This is a genomic window from Streptomyces sp. NPDC053542, assembly GCF_044544685.1.
GTDB lineage: Bacteria > Actinomycetota > Actinomycetes > Streptomycetales > Streptomycetaceae > Streptomyces.
This window is the reverse complement of the sequence record NZ_JBITXL010000007.1, coordinates 91,681-107,799: the sequence shown is the minus strand read 5'-3', so window position 1 is coordinate 107,799 and position 16,119 is coordinate 91,681. Positions and strand designations below refer to the sequence as shown.

At 73.4% G+C, this 16,119-nt stretch carries 15 protein-coding genes and 1 riboswitch; of the genes, 6 read left to right on the top strand and 9 right to left on the bottom strand.

Annotated elements, in window-relative coordinates; translation table 11 throughout:
• Positions 1-10: 10 nt before the first annotated feature.
• The 5 genes from ribH to ribD are packed head-to-tail and all read right to left on the bottom strand — an operon-like array spanning position 11 to position 4,175.
• Positions 11-496 (bottom strand): 6,7-dimethyl-8-ribityllumazine synthase, encoded by a 486-nt coding sequence (gene ribH / locus ACIGXO_RS20980; protein WP_399788775.1) that lies wholly within the window; start codon positions 494-496, stop codon positions 11-13.
• 47 nt (positions 497-543) lie between these two features.
• Complete coding sequence (locus ACIGXO_RS20975; RefSeq protein WP_399788773.1) at positions 544-1,833, bottom strand: bifunctional 3,4-dihydroxy-2-butanone-4-phosphate synthase/GTP cyclohydrolase II; 1,290 nt, start codon at positions 1,831-1,833, stop codon at positions 544-546.
• On the bottom strand, positions 1,830-2,492 hold the full coding sequence (locus tag ACIGXO_RS20970; RefSeq protein WP_399788770.1) for a nicotinamide riboside transporter PnuC: 663 nt from the start codon (positions 2,490-2,492) through the stop codon (positions 1,830-1,832). Before ACIGXO_RS20970 ends, ACIGXO_RS20975 begins: the two co-directional genes overlap by 4 nt.
• Complete coding sequence (locus tag ACIGXO_RS20965; RefSeq protein WP_399788767.1) at positions 2,489-3,097, bottom strand: riboflavin synthase; 609 nt, start codon at positions 3,095-3,097, stop codon at positions 2,489-2,491. Before ACIGXO_RS20965 ends, ACIGXO_RS20970 begins: the two co-directional genes overlap by 4 nt.
• Position 3,098: 1 nt before the next feature.
• Entirely contained in the window at positions 3,099-4,175 is a 1,077-nt protein-coding gene (ribD, locus tag ACIGXO_RS20960) for a bifunctional diaminohydroxyphosphoribosylaminopyrimidine deaminase/5-amino-6-(5-phosphoribosylamino)uracil reductase RibD (RefSeq protein WP_399789666.1), read from the bottom strand.
• Positions 4,176-4,355: 180 nt separating this feature from the next.
• A riboswitch (FMN riboswitch) is annotated at positions 4,356-4,486 on the bottom strand.
• A gap of 199 nt (positions 4,487-4,685) precedes the next feature.
• Here ribD and ACIGXO_RS20955 point away from each other — a divergent pair.
• Positions 4,686-5,498: an NAD(P)H-binding protein gene (locus tag ACIGXO_RS20955; RefSeq protein ID WP_399788764.1), complete on the top strand. Its 813-nt coding sequence runs from the start codon at positions 4,686-4,688 to the stop codon at positions 5,496-5,498.
• A 16-nt stretch (positions 5,499-5,514) separates the two neighbouring features.
• On the opposite strand, the gene ACIGXO_RS20950 is transcribed toward ACIGXO_RS20955, so the two are convergent.
• On the bottom strand, positions 5,515-6,303 hold the full coding sequence (locus tag ACIGXO_RS20950; RefSeq protein WP_399788761.1) for a GAF and ANTAR domain-containing protein: 789 nt from the start codon (positions 6,301-6,303) through the stop codon (positions 5,515-5,517).
• Between the two features lie 236 nt (positions 6,304-6,539).
• On the opposite strand from ACIGXO_RS20950, the gene ACIGXO_RS20945 reads away from it, so the two are divergent.
• Entirely contained in the window at positions 6,540-7,325 is a 786-nt protein-coding gene (locus ACIGXO_RS20945) for a response regulator transcription factor (RefSeq protein WP_399788758.1), read from the top strand.
• 31 nt (positions 7,326-7,356) lie between these two features.
• Entirely contained in the window at positions 7,357-9,177 is a 1,821-nt protein-coding gene (locus ACIGXO_RS20940; protein WP_399788756.1) for an ATP-binding protein, read from the top strand.
• Here the strand turns inward: ACIGXO_RS20940 and ACIGXO_RS20935 are convergent.
• A complete protein-coding gene (locus ACIGXO_RS20935) occupies positions 9,152-10,432 on the bottom strand; it encodes an ROK family transcriptional regulator (RefSeq protein ID WP_399788753.1) in 1,281 nt (426 codons plus the stop codon). The two genes, ACIGXO_RS20940 and ACIGXO_RS20935, sit on opposite strands and share 26 nt — an antisense overlap.
• A 121-nt stretch (positions 10,433-10,553) precedes the next feature.
• Between ACIGXO_RS20935 and ACIGXO_RS20930 the strand changes: the two genes are divergently transcribed.
• On the top strand, positions 10,554-11,771 hold the full coding sequence (locus ACIGXO_RS20930) for an MFS transporter (protein ID WP_399788751.1): 1,218 nt from the start codon (positions 10,554-10,556) through the stop codon (positions 11,769-11,771).
• Between the two features lie 70 nt (positions 11,772-11,841).
• On the opposite strand, the gene ACIGXO_RS20925 is transcribed toward ACIGXO_RS20930, so the two are convergent.
• Positions 11,842-12,318 carry an acyl-CoA thioesterase gene (locus ACIGXO_RS20925; protein WP_399788749.1) on the bottom strand — a complete coding sequence of 159 codons (477 nt, stop codon included), beginning with the start codon at positions 12,316-12,318 and terminating at the stop codon, positions 11,842-11,844.
• Between the two features lie 247 nt (positions 12,319-12,565).
• Between ACIGXO_RS20925 and ACIGXO_RS20920 the strand changes: the two genes are divergently transcribed.
• On the top strand, positions 12,566-13,951 hold the full coding sequence (locus ACIGXO_RS20920) for a uracil-xanthine permease family protein (RefSeq protein ID WP_399788746.1): 1,386 nt from the start codon (positions 12,566-12,568) through the stop codon (positions 13,949-13,951).
• A gap of 347 nt (positions 13,952-14,298) precedes the next feature.
• Here ACIGXO_RS20920 and ACIGXO_RS20915 read toward each other — a convergent pair whose 3' ends face one another.
• Positions 14,299-14,991, bottom strand: coding sequence for a DUF5995 family protein (locus ACIGXO_RS20915; protein WP_399788743.1), 693 nt, complete (start codon positions 14,989-14,991; stop codon positions 14,299-14,301).
• 186 nt (positions 14,992-15,177) lie between these two features.
• Between ACIGXO_RS20915 and ACIGXO_RS20910 the strand changes: the two genes are divergently transcribed.
• Positions 15,178-16,107 (top strand): LLM class F420-dependent oxidoreductase, encoded by a 930-nt coding sequence (locus ACIGXO_RS20910; RefSeq protein ID WP_399788740.1) that lies wholly within the window; start codon positions 15,178-15,180, stop codon positions 16,105-16,107.
• The last annotated feature ends 12 nt before the right edge of the window (positions 16,108-16,119 follow it).

Sequence of the window (16,119 nt, the reverse complement as noted above, 5' to 3'; positions counted from 1 at the left end):
CCGCCCCGGCTCAGCGCCAGGGTTCGGATACTGAACGGAGCGTGGCGGCGGTGGCGACGGCGGCGGTGACCGCCTCGTGGCCCTTGTCCTCGTGGGAGCCCTCAAGGCCCGCGCGGTCCAGGGCCTGCTGCTCGTCGTCGCAGGTCAGCACGCCGAAGCCGATGGGCACACCGGTGTCGATGGAGACCTGGGTCAGGCCCTGGGTGACGCCCTGGCAGACGTACTCGAAGTGCGGGGTGCCACCGCGGATGACCACGCCGAGCGCGACCACGGCGTCGTACCCGCGGCCCGCGAGGACCTTGGCGACGACCGGGAGCTCGAAGCTGCCCGGGACGCGCAGCAGGGTCGGCTCGTCGATGCCCAGCTCGGTCAGCGCGCGCAGCGCGCCGTTCACCAGGCCGTCCATGACCTGGGTGTGCCACTGGGCCGCGACGACGGCCACCCGGAGGTCGCCACAGTTCTTCACGGACAGTTCGGGTGCGCCCTTGCCGCTCACGTTGCTCCTCGTGCTGCTTGCTGATGGTGTCGGGGTACGGGGATGTCTTACTGGGTGCTGCAGGCGGACGCGTGCTCGGCGTCCAGCCACGGCAGGTCGTGGCCCATGCGGTCGCGCTTGGTGCGCAGGTACCGCAGGTTGTGCTCGCCGGCCTGGACCGGCATCGGCTCCCGGCCGGTGACGTAGAGGCCGTGCTCGACCAGGGCCGCGGTCTTCTCGGGGTTGTTGGTCAGCAGGCGCAGCGAGCGCACGCCGAGGTCGTTGAGGATCTGCGCGCCGGCCGCGTAGTCCCGGGCGTCGGCGGGCAGGCCCAGCTCCAGGTTGGCGTCCAGGGTGTCGCGGCCGCGCTCCTGGAGCTCGTAGGCGCGCAGCTTGGACAGCAGTCCGATGCCGCGTCCCTCGTGGCCGCGCAGGTAGATCACCACGCCGCGGCCCGCGTCGCTGATCCGCTTGAGGGACTCCTCCAGCTGGGGGCCGCAGTCGCAGCGCAGCGAGTGGAAGATGTCGCCGGTCAGGCACTCGGAGTGGACCCGGACCAGGACGTCCTCGCCGTCGCCGATCTCCCCCGCCACGAGGGCGATGTGCTCGACGCCGTCGACGGTGGAGCGGTAGCCGTACGCGGTGAAGTCGCCGAAGGCGGTGGGCAGCTTCGTCTCGGCCTCGCGGCGGACGGTCGGCTCCGCGCTGCGGCGGTAGGCGATCAGGTCCTCGATGGAGATGATCGCGAGGCCGTGCTTGCGGGCGAACGGGATCAGCTCGGGCAGCCGCAGCATCGTGCCGTCCTCGCCCGCGATCTCCACGATCGCGGCGGCGGGGCGCAGCCCGGCGAGCCGGGCGAGGTCCACGCCGGCCTCGGTGTGGCCGTTGCGGGTCAGGACACCGCCGGGCTTGGCGCGCAGCGGGAAGATGTGGCCGGGCCGGACGAAGTCCCCGGCCGTGGACTCGCCGGAGGCCAGCAGCCGCAGCGTGGTGGCGCGGTCGGCGGCGGAGATGCCGGTGGACACGCCGTGCTCGGCGGTGGCGTCCACGGAGACGGTGAAGGCCGTCTGCATCGACTCGGTGTTGTTCTGGACCATCTGCGGGAGTTCGAGCCGGTCCAGCTCCGGACCCTCCATGGGCGCGCAGATCAGGCCGCGGCACTCGCTCATCATGAACGCGATGATCTCGGGGGTCGCCTTCTCGGCGGCCAGGACGAGGTCACCCTCGTTCTCCCGGTTCTCGTCGTCGACGACCACGACGGGGCGGCCGGCCGCGATGTCCGCGATGGCCCGCTCGACGGGGTCGAGGGTGAGGTCGATCGCGTCGGGACCTTCGTACCAGTTCTGCTGTGCGGTCATGCCGCCGCTCCTTCCAGGACGGGCTGCGTACTCGTACGGGAGCGCAGCCACCAGTCGCGCAGGCCCCACAGGACGAGACCGAAGTAGACGACGTAGACCAGGCCCGAGAAGGCCAGGCCGCTGCTGAAGGCCAGCGGGACGCCGACCACGTCGACCAGCAGCCATGCGAACCAGAACTCGACCAGGCCGCGGGCCTGGGCCACCATCGCGGCGAGCGTGCCGACGAAGATGTAGGCGTCCGGCCAGGGGTTCCAGGACAGCTGGGGGATCTGGCTGAAGAGGAAGCCGACGGCGAGGGTGCCGGCGGCGGTGCCCGCGAGCAGGGCGCCGCGCTCGCGCCAGGAGGCGAAGCGGACGGCGATCGTGCCGTCCTGGGCCTGCTGCCGGCCGCGCTGCCACTGCCGCCAGCCCCACAGGGCGACGCCGATGACCAGCAGCTGCTTGCCGACGCCGCCGGCGAGCTGCGCGGAGGCGTAGGCGGCGACGAGGATGACGCCGGAGAGGAACTGCGCGGGCCAGGTCCATATGGAGCGGCGCCAGCCGAGGGCCAGGGCTATCAGGCCGACGGTGTTGCCGATCATGTCGGACCAGATGACGTGCTGGCCGAAGGCGGTGAACGCCTCGCCGTTCAGCCAGGCCAGCCCCGTCGGCCCGGTCATCGCGCGGCCCCCGCGCCGTCGTGGCCGAGCAGCCGCTCGACGTACTTGGCGAGGACGTCGACCTCCAGGTTCACCGGGTCGCCGACCTGCTTGATGCCGAGCGTGGTGAGGTCCAGGGTGGTCGGGATGAGGCTGATGGTGAAGTAGTCGGCGCCCGCCTCGACGACGGTGAGGCTGACGCCGTCGACCGTGATGGAGCCCTTCTCGACGACGTAGCGGGCCAGGCCGTCCGGGAGCGCGATCTTCACGATCTCCCAGTGCTCACCGGGGGTGCGCTCGGCGATCGTGCCCGTACCGTCCACATGTCCCTGGACGAGGTGGCCGCCGAGCCGCCCGCCGAGCGCCATCGGGCGCTCCAGGTTGACCCGGGAGCCCTTCTCCAGCGCGCCCAGGCTGGACCGCTTCAGCGTCTCGGCCATCACATCGGCGGTGAATTCACCGTTCTCCGTCTCCACGACGGTCAGGCACACACCGTTGACCGCGATGGAGTCGCCGTGCTTGGCACCCTCGGTGACGAGCGGCCCGCGCAGTCGGAAGCGGGAGGCATCGGTCAGCTCCTCGACGGAGACGACCTCACCCAGTTCTTCGACGATTCCGGTGAACACTTCAGTTCTCCTCGTGGAGGGCGGGGGTGGCGGTGATGCGCAGGTCGGGGCCGAGCCGTTCGATGTCGGTCACGTCGAGGCGCAACGCCCGGGCGATGGTGGAGATTCCGGCGTCGCCCAGCGCGGCCGGGCCGGCGCCGAGCAGCGTGGGGGCGAGATAGCCGACGACCTTGTCGACGGCGCGGGCCGCGACGAAGGAGCCGGCGAGGGTCGGGCCGCCTTCCAGCAGCACGGAGCGGACGCCGCGGTCGTACAGCGCGCCGAGCAGGGCCGGTACGTCCAGGCCGGGGCCGTCCGCGGCGCGCGGCAGCCGGACGATGGGCGCGAGCCCTTCGAGGTGCGTGGCGTCGGCGTCCTCGGCGACCGCGATCAGGGTCGGGGCCGTGCCGTCCAGGATGCGGGCGCCGGGCTTCACGGCCGTGGCGGAGGAGTCGACGACGACCCGCAGCGGCTGGGTGACCTCGGTGTCCGGCAGCCGCGCGCCGAGCTGCGGGTCGTCCGCGCGGGCGGTCCCGGAGCCGACGATCACGGCGTCGGCCAGGGCGCGCAGCCGGTGCACGTCGGCGCGGGACTGCGGCGAGGTGATCCACCGGCTGGTGCCGTCGGCGGCCGCGATCCGGCCGTCCAGCGTGGCCGCGTACTTCCACAGCACGAAGGGGCGGCGGCGCAGTACGGAGGTCAGCCAGGCTTCGTTCCCGGCCGCCGCCTCGTCGGCCAGCAGCCCGCCCTCGACGTCGACGCCGGCCGCGCGGAGCGTGACGGCGCCGCCGGTCGCGGTGGGGTTCGGGTCCGGTACGGCGTAGACGACGCGGGCGATCCCGGCGTCGATGAGGGCCTGGGCGCAGGGGCCCGTACGGCCGGTGTGGTTGCAGGGCTCCAGGGTGACCAGCGCGGTACCGCCGCGGGCCCGCTCACCGGCCGCTTCGAGCGCGTGGATCTCGGCGTGCGGGCCGCCGGCCCGCTGGTGCCAGCCCTCCCCGACCAGCTGCCCGGAGGCGTCGAGGACGACACAGCCGACGGCGGGATTGGGGCTCGTGTGCCCGAGGCCGCGGGCGGCGAGCTCGATGGCTCGGCGCATCGCCGTGGTCTCAGCGGGGGCTGTCGCGGCCACCGGGTCCTCCTGCCTCTTCAGGCACGGACTCCGGGGCTGTCGCGAGCGACAGAAGCGGTACGGAACAACACGCTCACCGGGCCGGACAGAGGATCCCGCCCACCTGGACGGGACCGCCGACGGCGGTGCACCGATGCTGCTCGCCCGCCGCGCACTGCCTCCCATCCGGACTTTAACCGTCGGTGCAGGAATTTCACCTGCTCAACCGGCCGCTGGCTGCGGACGGGTCGCGGACTATTACCGCCGGTTCGGACTTTCACCGACCCCGGAGTGCGCTGCGTATGTCAGTACCCCTCCAGTCTGCCACGTCTGATCGTCGGCCATGCGAGCGGATGGCTGTGGGCTGACTCACACTGGGTGGCGGGATGTGTACGCACGGCCCACCCGGAGTTCTCCGCGCGTTCCTGGGGAGTTCTTACGGTGACGGACCGCGCCGGCGCGGTCGCATGACAGGACAGTCTCCGGGAGGAGCGGGCGATGACGACGTTTCTGGTGACCGGCGGCACGGGGACCCTCGGCCGGGTGGTGGTGGACCGGCTGCTGGCCGACGGGCACACCGTGCGGGTGCTCAGCCGCAGGCCGCACACCCGCACGGAAAACCCGCGGCTGCACTCGTACGCCGTCGATCTGCGCAACGGCGTCGGGCTCGCCGCCGCGGTGTCCGGCGTGGAGGTGATCGTGCACTGCGCCTCGACGCCGTCCGGCGGCGACCTGGATTCGGCGGGCCAACTGGTGGATGCGGCACGGACGGCGGGCGTACGCCATCTCGTCTATATATCCATCGTCGGCGTGGACCGCGTACCCCTGCGCTACTACCGCACCAAGCACGAGGTCGAGCGGCTGCTGGCGGAGTCGGACGTGCCATGGACCGTGCTGCGTACGACACAGTTCCACGACCTGGTGCTGCGGCTGGTGAAGACGGGCGCGCGCTCGCCGGTGCTGCCGGTCCCGATGGGCGTACGGATCCAGCCCGTCGACGTCCGCGAGGTGGGCGCGCGGCTGGTGGAGCTGGCGTACGGCGAACCCGCCGGGCACGTACCGGACATGGGCGGCCCGGAGATCCTCACCGCCCGCGAACTGGTCGACCGCACCCTGCGCGCGGGCGAGCGCCGCCGCTTGATGATGCCGATGCGGCTGCCCGGCGCCACGTTCCGGGCCCTGCGGGCGGGCGGCAACCTCGCCCCGGACCAGGCGACCGGCAAGCTGCGCTACACGGACTTCCTGGCGGAGCGCGGCGGCCGGGTCCCGGGCGTCCGGATGGTACGGAGCGGCGACTCTCCGAGGGGATGAGGGGCCGGCCGCCGGTTCACGGCCACTGCACGTTCGACGGCGGCCAGGGCCCGGCGGGGTCGTCGACGAGGACGCGGGCGAGGTCGTGCAGGCGCATCTGATGTGCGCGGGCATGGGTGCGCATCATCTCGAAGGCGGCGTCCGGCGAGAGCGCGAGCCGGCCGGCGAGGATGCCCTTGGCCTGCTCGATCGGGATACGGCTGGCGAGGGCCTGCTGGAGCTGGTCGATCCGTAACCGGCGCTCGTCGAGCGTCCGTTGCAGCAGCAGGCCGGTGGTGGCCGCCCGGGCCAGGGTCCGGGCGCGCCGCTGGTCCCGCGGGTCCAGCGCCCCGGTGGCGCGGCGGCAGAGGTGGAGGACCCCGACGGGCTGGTCGCAGTGGTACAGGGGTTCGGCCCACATGGCCCGGTAGCCGGCGGCCGCCGCGCGCAGGGCGAGTCCGGGCCAGCGGGAGCGGTGGGCGGTGAGGTCCGCGACGTGGTGCGGACAGCCGGTGCGCAGGGCTTCGATGCACGGGCCCTGCGCGGTGTCGATCTGGTACGCCGCCACGCCGCGGAGCGTCTCGTGGGAGCTGGCGGCCACTTCGATGACGCCGCCGGTACCGGCGCGCTTCCGGTCCCTCGGGGCCGCGGGGGCGACGAGCAGGACGCCCGCGGAATCGACGGGCAGCAGCGCGAGGCAGTGCTCGACCAGGCGCCGGGGCAGCGTGCCGGACGTGGTGTCCGCGTGCACCTGCATCAGATTCAACAGGGCGTGGACGAAGGAGTGTTCGTGCTCGCCGTACGAAGAACCGGTGGGGTCAGACATGGGAGATTCCTGGCAGGGGCAGTGTCCGGAAGGGCGGTGGCTCCAGGCTCACCGGCATTCGGCCGGGCCGCGCCCGGCCGAATGGACGCTTCACGGTGTTCGCCTGTCCTCGTCGTGAGATGCTGCGGTGGACAGCGCTTCAGCGTCCGGTGTTCCAGTGATAGCGCGGCCGGCTGACCGCCTCCTGCACGCCGGATCAACGCCCTATCAATTCTGTCGACCCTCGTGGGGCCACGTTGCCGTCATCTTCCGGACCTCCCCGGGCCAGCGGCGCCGCCGACGCCGCCGCGGGCCACGCGCCGGCCGGACGACGGCCGGTGATCGTGCTCATCGAGGACGAGTCCGACCTCGTCGCGATGGAGCAGGCACACCTGGAACGCGAGGGCTTCGCCGTGGTGTGCGCGCCCGACGCCCGGTCGGGGCAGGCGGTGCTGCGCACCGGACGGGTCGACCTGGTGGTACTGGACCTGGGGCTGCCGGACGGCAACGGCCTGGACCTGCTGCGCGGTGCGCGCGACGCCGGCGGTCCGCCGGTGATCATCGTGACCGGGCGCGGTGAGGAGACCGACCGGATACTCGGCCTGGAGCTGGGCGCCGACGACTACATGGTCAAGCCGTTCTCGCAACGGGAACTGGCCGCGCGCATCCGGGCCGTGCTGCGCCGGGCGGCACCCCCGCAGGACGGGCGGAGCGCCGGGAGACGGCCGGTCCTCCGGCTGGGCGACCTCATCGTGGACACCGGCGCCCGGCAGGTGCGCAGCGTGGGCGGCCCGATCGCCTTCACGCCGCGCGAGTACGCGCTGCTGGAGTTCCTCGCGGCCTCCCCGGGCCAGACCTTCTCCCCCGGCCAGCTGATGGGCCGGCTGTGGGACGGCGCCGACTGGCAGGACCCGGCGACCGTCACCGAACACGTCTACCGCGTACGGCGCAAGCTCATGGCCGCCGGTGTCGGGGCGCCGCGGATCACGACGGTGCGCGGCTTCGGCTACCGCCTGGACGTGGCGTCCGAACCCTTCGGCTGACACAGCCTCACCCAGGACGAGGTGCAGTGCCATGACACCAGGCCCGCAGACGCCAGGACCTCAGACACCAGGACCGGACCGGGACGACGCCGCCCGCCGTTCCCAGGAAACGCCCGACTACCGGGCGCTGTTCGACGCGACACCGTCGCCGTACCTGGTCCTGGATCCCGGACTGCGCATCGTCGAGGTCAACCAGGCGTACCTGGCGGCCACCGGCACCGAGCGGCAGGCCATCCTCGGCCGCCCGGTGTTCGACGTCTTCCCCGACAACCCGGGCAACCCGGCCGCCGACGGCGTCCGGAACCTGTCCCGGTCCCTGCACACCGTGCTGGCCACCGGCCGGCCCGACACCATGGCCATGCAGCGGTACGACATCCCGGCGGGCACGGACGGCGCCTTCGAGGAGCGGTACTGGAGCCCGGTCAACTCCCCCGTCCTGGACGGCAACGGCACGCTCACCCACATCATCCACCGGGTCGAGGACGTCACCGAGTTCGTCCGCCTGCGCCGTGCCGGGCAGCGCCAGCGGCGGGCCGCCGCCGAACATCAGCAGCGCGCCGGACGGATGGAGAGCGAACTGTTCACCCGCAGCCGCGAGGTCCAGGAGGCGAACCAGCGGCTGCGGGAGGCCAACGAGGCGCTGACCACCGCGGGGGCGGCGCTGCGCGAGCAGCAGGAGGCCAAGGACCGCTTCATCGCCACCCTCTCGCACGAACTGCGCAATCCCCTGGCCGCGCTCCGGGCCGCCGGTGAACTGCTCGCCCTGGACGGCCCCGAGTCGCACCCCGCGCTGGCCGTCCTGGAACGGCAGATCACGCACATGGTGCGGATGACGGACGACCTGCTGGACGCGACCAGGGCGCTGACCGGCCGGCTGCACCTGGCCCGCGAGCGGCTCGACCTGTGCTCCGTGGTCACCACCGCCGCCGAGGACATGCTGCCCGAGTACGCCCGGACGCGGCGCAGGCTGCTGGTCGTCGTGCCGTCCGGTCCGGTGCCCGTCGAGGGGGACCGGGTCCGGCTCGCGCAGATGACCGCCAACCTGCTCAGCAACGGCTGCAAGTACACCCGGCCGAACGGCAGGGTGGAACTGGAGCTGGAGACGGTGGCCGGCTCCGGCGCCGCGGAGGCCGGCCACGCGGTGCTGACCGTGCGCGACGACGGCATCGGGTTCGACCCGGCCACCGCGGACGCCCTCTTCGACGCCTTCGTCCGCGCCGCCCCGGCCGCCGACACCACCTCCGGCGGGCTCGGGCTCGGCCTGCCGATCGTCCGCGGCATCGCCGAACTGCACGGCGGTACCGTACGGGCGCACAGCGAGGGCCCCGGCAGCGGCGCGCACTTCCGCATCCGCCTGCCGCTGGCCTCCCCCGCGCCCGACCCCCGGCCCGGTGAGCCGGCCGCGGACGTCAGCCGCCCGCCGCTGCGCGTGCTGGTGGTCGAGGACAACGCCGACCTGGCGGCCACCTACCGCACCCTGCTGGAGCACTGCGGCGATCATGTGACGGTCTGCCACACCGGGCGCGACGGCCTGGCCGCCGCCCACGCCACTCCGTTCGACCTGGTCCTGAGCGATCTGGCGCTCCCCGACGTGCACGGCCATGACCTCGCCCGCCGGCTGCGCGCGGCGTTCCCGGCCGACCGCACCCGGCTGATCGCCGTCTCAGGCTTCAGCGGGCAGGCCGACCGCGCCCTGTCGGCCCGCTCCGGTTTCGACGCCCACCTGGCCAAGCCGCTGTCCCTCGCGGTGCTCAACCGCCTGCTGGCCCGGTGGGCCGACGACGCGTCTCCGTGGCCGCGGGCCCCGGGGCCGGGGGACGCGTCGCTCAGTGCGCCGCGCCGTCCGGGGTGAAGAGATCGTCCTGGGCCGCGTCCTTGGCGGCGAGTACGGCGCCGCGGAGCACCGCGCCGCCGCCCACCGTGCCCGCGCGGACCTCGGTGCACAGGGGCGACATGCGGGCCACGTACGTGGCCACCCGGCCCGCCAGGGCCTCGCCGCCCGCCCGGCCGATCTCGCCGCCGAGCACGACGCAGCCGGGGTCGAGCACGGCGGCCACCGCGGCCACGCCGACGGCGAGGCGCCGCGCGAGCGCGTCGAGGAAACCGGTACCGGCCGGTCCGGCGGCCACTGCCGCGCGGACGACGTGCTCGGCGGGCGGGGCGTCTTCGGTGGGCGGGGCGTCCGTGCTGCCTTCGGTGAGCGGGGCGTCCGTGCTGCCTTCGGCGGGCGTGGGGGTGAAGCCGTACTCCGCGGCGAGGTCGACGATCGCCGGGGAGGCCGCGAGGGCGTGGAAGCCGCCGTCGCAGCCCGCGGCGGTGGGCAGCGACGGCGTCCCCGGCACGGGCAGGAAGCCGATCTCGCCGGTGCCGCCGGAGGCGCCGCGGCGGAGCCGGCCGTCCAGGAACACCGCGGCGCCCACGCCGTGGCCCAGCCAGAGCAGCACGAAGGTGTCGCGGTCCCGGGCCGCGCCGTCCCGGCATTCGGCGATGGCCGCGAGGTTGACCTCGTTCTCCAGGAGCAGCGGCGCTTCGAGGCGGTCGCGCAGCCCGGCTACCAGCGCGCCGTGCCAGGAGGGCAGCGTTCCGGTGCCGGTCAGCCGGCCGGTGGCGGGGTCGACGAGGCCGGGGGCGCCGACCGCGACGGTGTGCGGGCGTACCCCGCCGGCGCGCGCCAGCGCCCGGTCCAGCGCGGCGTACGCGCCGGCCACCGCGTCCTCCGGGGCCGCGCCCTCGGCGACCGGTACGGACTCCTGCGCGCGGATGGTGCCGAGGAGGTCGGCGACGGCGACGGTGACGCCGTGCGTGCGGACGTCGATGCCGGCGAGGTGGGCGCGGTCGGCGACGATGCCGTAGAGCCGGGCGTTGGGGCCGCGGCGGTCGGCGCCCGCCTCGCCGACGACCGTGATCAGCCCGGCGGCCCGCAGCCGGTCGACGAGGTCGGCCACCGTGGGCCGGGACAGCCCGGTCCGCAGTTTGAGCTGATGAGCAGTCAATGGTCCGCCCGATTCCAGCAGTTGGAGGGCGATGCGGTCGTTGATGGCCCGCGCGGTGCGCGGCGACGCCGTACGGGACGCCGTACGGCCGGTGCGCGCGGAGGTGTCAGCCATGGCCGAATCCTTCCAGAGCGCGCCCGCCGCGAATAACGGAGATCAGCGCCACCCATCATCGGAGATCAGCGCCGCGAATAATCGAAGATTAATAGGCAGGGTCCCTGCTAGTTTGACGGCCATGCCCGCCAACGGTGGTTCCGACCCGTCCGCGCTCCCCCGCCAACTGCGCCTGGCCCGCTGGTCGGTGGCGCTGGTCTTCCTCGTACACGGCTCGGTGACCGGGAACTTCGCCACCCGCGTCCCCTGGATCCAGGAGCACACCGGCGTCAGCGCCGGTCAGCTCGGGCTCGCGCTCGCCTTCCCGGCGATCGGCGCCTCTCTCGCGATGCCGCTGGCCGGGCGGATCAGCCACCGCTTCGGCGCGCGTGCGGCGCTGCGCGGCCTGCTCGCCCTGTGGACGCTGGCCCTGACCCTGCCCGCGCTCGCCCCCAACCTGTACACGCTCTGCGGCGCGCTGCTCATCTACGGCGCGACGGCCGGGATGTCGGACGTGGCCATGAACGCGCTCGGCGTGGAGACCGAGAACCGCCTGGACCGGCCGATCATGTCCGGGCTGCACGGCATGTGGAGCGTGGGCGCGCTGCTCGGCTCGGCGGCCGGCACGGTCGCGGCGCACGCCGGCGCCGACGCCCGCGTGCATCTCGCGCTCGCCGCGGGCGTGCTGACCGTCCTGGGCGCGGTCTGCTGCCAGGGCGTACTGGACCTGCGCAGCACCCCCGACGAGCACCCGCCGCCGCGGTTCGCGCTGCCGCCGAAGTCCGCGCTGATCATCGGCGCGGTCGGGTTCTGCGCGGTGTTCGCCGAGGGCGCGAGCCTGGACTGGTCGGCGGTGTACCTGCGGGACGTGCTGGGCACGTCGGCGGGGCTCGCGGCCGGCTCGACGACCGCGTTCGCCTGCACGATGGCGGTGGCCCGGCTGGCGGGCGACCACGTGGTGGCCCGCTTCGGAGCGGTGCGCACGGTACGGACGGGCGGCGTACTGGCCACGGCGGGCGGACTGCTGATCATCGCGGCCCGGCACCCGGTCATGGCGATGGCGGGTTTCGCGCTGATCGGGCTGGGCATCGCGGTGGTCGTGCCGCTGGCGTTCGCGGCGGCGGGCCGCAGCGGCCCGGCGCCGAGCCAGGCCATTGCGGGCGTCGCGACGATCACGTACACCTCGGGCCTGATCGCGCCCTCCGCGATCGGCTCGATCGCCCAGGCCACCTCGCTGACCGGCTCCTTCGTGCTGGTCACGGCGCTGGCGCTGGGGCTGGTACTGGGGGCGGGCGTACTGCGCGTACCGGAGCGCCGTGCGTCGGTCAGCTCGGCGACGTTCGATCTGAAGGGGTCGTGACCACGGGCGCCTGAAGGGGTCACGACCCGCCGCTACCGGCAGTGGCCGGTGCTCAGCTCGCGTCCGGTGCTCAGCTCGCGTCCGGCAGCGCCTCCGGGCGGGCCAGCTTGCGGGCTATCGCACGGGCCTCGTCGGTCCAGGGAGTGGGCCGCAGGGTCGCTGCGTCCACGCGGACCAGGATGCGGTGGCCCTGCGCATACGTGGTGGCGCCGTCCGCCGAGCAGACCCGGAAACCGTAGGTGAGGCTGGTCCGCCCCAGCTTCTCGATCCACAGGTGCGCCGCGTAGGTACCGGGGCGGGTGATCGGCGCCTCGTAGGAGACGCGCATCTCCTTGATGACGTTGGCCATGTCGCCCGCGGTCGCCCAGTCCCCCGAGTAACCGAAGCCGTGGCCGTGCCAGTACTCGCCCCAGGCGCGCTCGACGAGCAGCGGGAAGCGCGAGTTGTGGAGCATCCCGAGCGCGTCGAGGTCGTCGAAGTGGACCGTCACGGGGACCAGCTCCCCGAAGGGGAGGGTCTCGGCGGTATACGGGGCGGGGGCGCTCACGGTCGTGCTCCTGGTGGTGCGGTACGGATGGGACAGCTGCGGTACAGATGCACCACAGATGTGTTCAAAAGTTGAACCATCCCATCGTAAGCATGCGCTTAGACTGCTTGCGCGCCGGGCCGAGTGACCGAGACCATGCGCCGCCGATCCGCCCGTAGCCGGAGGAAGCGGACGCGGCCCGCACTAACATTGGCCGGTCACCGCCGGTCGGTGACCTGATGACGACTTGACGAGAACGGGAGCATTCATGGGCCTCGGCGTGCGCTGGACCCTCCACGGAGACGGGCGCACCCCGGCGCCGGGAGCCGTGGTCAGGCCCGACGAGCGGCTGACCTGGCCGCGTACCGCGGGCCTCGGCGCGCAGCACGTGGTGGCGATGTTCGGGGCGAGTTTCGTGGCGCCGGTCCTCATGGGCCTGGACCCGAACCTCGCGATCATGATGTCCGGCGTCGCCACGATGATCTTCCTGCTGGCGACCCGCGGCCGGGTGCCCTCCTACTTGGGCTGCAGCCTCTCCTTTGTGGGCGTCGCGGCGGTCATCCGGGCGCAGGGCGGTACGAGCGCCACGGTGACCGGCGCGGTCCTCGTGGTCGGCGCGGTGCTCTTCGCCATCGGGCTCGCCGTCCAGAAGTTCGGCGCGCGGATCATCCACGCGGCGATGCCGCCGGTGGTGACGGGCGCGGTCGTGATGCTGATCGGCTTCAACCTGGCTCCCGTCACCGCGAGCACGTACTGGCCGCAGGACCAGTGGGTGGCGCTGCTGACCATGCTCTTCACCGGGCTGGCCGTGGTCTGTCTGCGCGGCTTCTGGTCGCGCATCGCGATCTTCCTCGGCCTGGTCTTCGGCTATCTCATCTCCTGGGTCTTCGACCTCGTCTTCGGGATGATCCACTCGCAGAACGCCGCCGGGAAGGTCACCGACCACTGGCGGCTGGACTTCTCGGCCGTCGGCCGGGCCGACTGGGTCGGCCTGCCGTCCTTCCACGGGCCGAGCTTCCAGTGGTCCGCGATCCTGGTCGCGCTGCCGGTGGTGATCGCGCTGGTCGCGGAGAACGCCGGGCACGTCAAGGCGGTCGGCGAGATGACCGGCGACCCGCTGGACGACAAGCTCGGCACCGCGATCTCCGCGGACGGCGCCGCCTCCGTGCTCTCCACCGCGCTCGGCGGCCCGCCCAACACCACGTACTCCGAGAACATCGGCGTCATGGCGGCCACCCGCGTCTACTCGACGGCCGCCTACTGGGCCGCCGCCTGCTTCGCCCTCCTCTTCGGGCTCTGCCCGAAGTTCGGCGCGGTGGTCGCCGCGATCCCGGGCGGCGTGCTCGGCGGCATCACGGTCATCCTGTACGGCATGATCGGCCTGCTCGGCGCGCAGATCTGGGTCCACAACAAGGTGGACCTGCGGAACCCGCTGAACCTCGTCCCCGTGGCCGCGGGCATCATCATCGGCGTCGGCGGCGTCAGCCTGAAGATCTCCGACAACTTCGAGCTGAGCGGCATCGCGCTCGGCACGATCGTCGTCCTCTCCGGCTACCACGTACTGCGCGCCATGGCCCCGGCCCACCTCAAGACCCAGGAACCACTGCTGGACGAGGGGACGTCGGCTTACGACGAGGAGTCGGACGGCAAGTAGCCGTGCCGCGGGGGCGGTGCGCATTACCCGGGGGCGGTGCGTATACCCGCGGAGCGCTGCGCATACGGGTGCAGCCCCGGAGCCCCCCACCTGGGGGTTACCCACGCGGAGCTGAAGCTATCCGGCGGGGCTTGGGTTATCCCGCGGAGCGGCGCGCCTACGGGTGCAGCCCCGGAGCCCCCCACCTGGGGGTTACCCAAGCGGGGCCGGCGTTATCCGGTGGAGCGGGGGGTTAAGCGGCGGGGCGCTGCGCATACAGGCGCACACCCGGAGGCCCCCACCAGGGGGTTACCCAAAGGGGGCAGGCGGCGAACCCGGTCTGCGAACCCGGGTGGCGGAGTCGGGCGTCAGCCGCGCAGCGGGGTCAGGAGCATCTGGCCGACCAGGCCGACGCCCGCGTCCAGCCGCTGCGCGAACTCCTCCCCCACGTCCGGGAGTCCGCGCAGGCTCCACAGCACCCGGGCCGCCGCCCACGCGCCGTCCCGGGCCGCCTCCAGGCTCCACGAGCCGGCCAGGTGGGTCAGGGGGTCGGCGATGTCCAGCAGGTCGGGGCCCGGCATCAGCCGCTCGCGCACCCGCTCCTCCAGTCCGGTCAGCACCCGCCCCACCCGGTCGAAGTCGGCCTCCAGCGCGGCCGGTTCGCACTCCAGGACCCGGCACGTGTCCACCAGGGCGAGCGCAAGATCGTGCCCGATATGCGCATTGATCCCGGCCAGCGCGAACTGCAGCGGCTTGACGCCGGGATGGCAGCGGAGCTGGAACAGCGGGCGCCAGCAGGCCGGCGGACGCAGCCCGGCCGTACCGGCGTCCACCGCGCTCAAGTACCGCAGTGCGAACCGCACGTCCAGCTCGGCGGCCGCGCCCGCGTCCCGGAAGCCGCCCGCGTCGATCTGCCGCCCGACCTCCTCGGTGACCTGCAAGTACACCTGGTTGAACACCGCGACGCCGTCGCGCGGGGGCAGCGCCGCGTCCAGCGCGCGCAGCCGCGCCACGATCTTCGCCACGCCTGCCGTCGCATCCGTCGGCTGCATCGTCGTCATGCGGTCAGCGTGGCAGGGCCGGGGGCCCGGCAGGGACGGCGCGGCGACGCGTGACCGGATCGGGCTAACGATCAGCGCGCGCCGGGGGCGCGCGCCTTTGCGCCCCCGGCAGCCGGAACTACCGCGGGACCGGCGGGCGTTGATCGCATGTACACCGCCGGCGACGGGATCCGAAGGAGCACAGACATGGCTGTCCGACTCGGGCTGAGCCTTCCGCAGATGCGCCAGTACGACCTCGGGCGCGACGTGCCGGACGTGGCGCGCGCCGCCGAGCAGACCGGTTACGAAAGCCTCTGGGTCTTCGAGCGCGTGCTCTTCCCCGAGCCCGCGACCCAGGGGTTGTACGGCATACCGGGCCTGCCGTGGCCCGATCAGTACCGCTCGGTGGCCGACCCGCTGGTGACGCTGACGCTGGCGGCCGCGGTGACGGAGCGGGCGCGGCTGGGCACGAGCGTGCTGGTCGCCCCGCTGCACGTGCCCTTCCAGCTTGCCCGCAGCCTCGCCTCGCTGGACGCGGCCAGCGGCGGCCGGGTGATCGCCGGCCTCGGCACGGGCTGGTCCCTGGACGAGTACGCGGCCGCGGCGGTGGCCCCGTTCGAGCGGCGCGGCAAGGTGCTGGACGAGCTGCTGGACGTCTGCCGGGCGGTGTGGGGCCCGGACCCGGTGGCGTACGAGGGCGAGCTGACGAAGATCGCGCCGTCCGAGGTCGGCCCCAAGCCGGCCCGGCCGATCCCGGTGCTGCTGCCCGCCAACAGCCCGCGGGCGCTGCGCCGCCTGGTGGACCGCGCGGACGGCTGGATGCCGGTGGGCATGGGCGCGGAGAAGCTGGCCGAGGAGTGGCGGCGGATACAGGATCTGGCCGGCGAGCGCGGCCGCACGGCCCCGTTCCAGAACGTCCTGCGGGTGAACGCCCAGCACACACCCAAGGCGTACGAGGGCCAGGACCGCGCCCCCTTCCAGGGCAGCGTCGCGCAGATCGTCGAGGACCTGGCGGCCCATGCCGAGGTCGGCCTGGAGGAGATCCTGCTCGACCTGCAGGGCCGGGCCCGGGACGCGGAGGAGCTGAAGGACCTGGCGGCGGAGGTGTACGAAGCGGCGCGGGCGGCCGGGATATGAGCGCAGGGGGAG

Bases quoted from the DNA above. Each gene is read 5' to 3' on its own strand.
- ribD (WP_399789666.1), bottom strand. From the start codon at position 4,175: ATGCGCCGAGCCATCGAGCTCGCCGCCCGCGGCCTCGGGCACACGAGC.
- ACIGXO_RS20935 (WP_399788753.1), bottom strand. From the start codon at position 10,432: ATGGCTGACACCTCCGCGCGCACCGGCCGTACGGCGTCCCGTACGGCG.
- ACIGXO_RS20940 (WP_399788756.1), top strand. From the start codon at position 7,357: ATGACACCAGGCCCGCAGACGCCAGGACCTCAGACACCAGGACCGGAC.
- ACIGXO_RS20930 (WP_399788751.1), top strand. From the start codon at position 10,554: ATGCCCGCCAACGGTGGTTCCGACCCGTCCGCGCTCCCCCGCCAACTG.
- ACIGXO_RS20910 (WP_399788740.1), top strand. From the start codon at position 15,178: ATGGCTGTCCGACTCGGGCTGAGCCTTCCGCAGATGCGCCAGTACGAC.
- ACIGXO_RS20975 (WP_399788773.1), bottom strand. From the start codon at position 1,833: ATGACCGCACAGCAGAACTGGTACGAAGGTCCCGACGCGATCGACCTC.
- ACIGXO_RS20920 (WP_399788746.1), top strand. From the start codon at position 12,566: ATGGGCCTCGGCGTGCGCTGGACCCTCCACGGAGACGGGCGCACCCCG.
- ACIGXO_RS20915 (WP_399788743.1), bottom strand. From the start codon at position 14,991: ATGACGACGATGCAGCCGACGGATGCGACGGCAGGCGTGGCGAAGATC.
- ACIGXO_RS20970 (WP_399788770.1), bottom strand. From the start codon at position 2,492: ATGACCGGGCCGACGGGGCTGGCCTGGCTGAACGGCGAGGCGTTCACC.
- ACIGXO_RS20950 (WP_399788761.1), bottom strand. From the start codon at position 6,303: ATGTCTGACCCCACCGGTTCTTCGTACGGCGAGCACGAACACTCCTTC.
- ACIGXO_RS20955 (WP_399788764.1), top strand. From the start codon at position 4,686: ATGACGACGTTTCTGGTGACCGGCGGCACGGGGACCCTCGGCCGGGTG.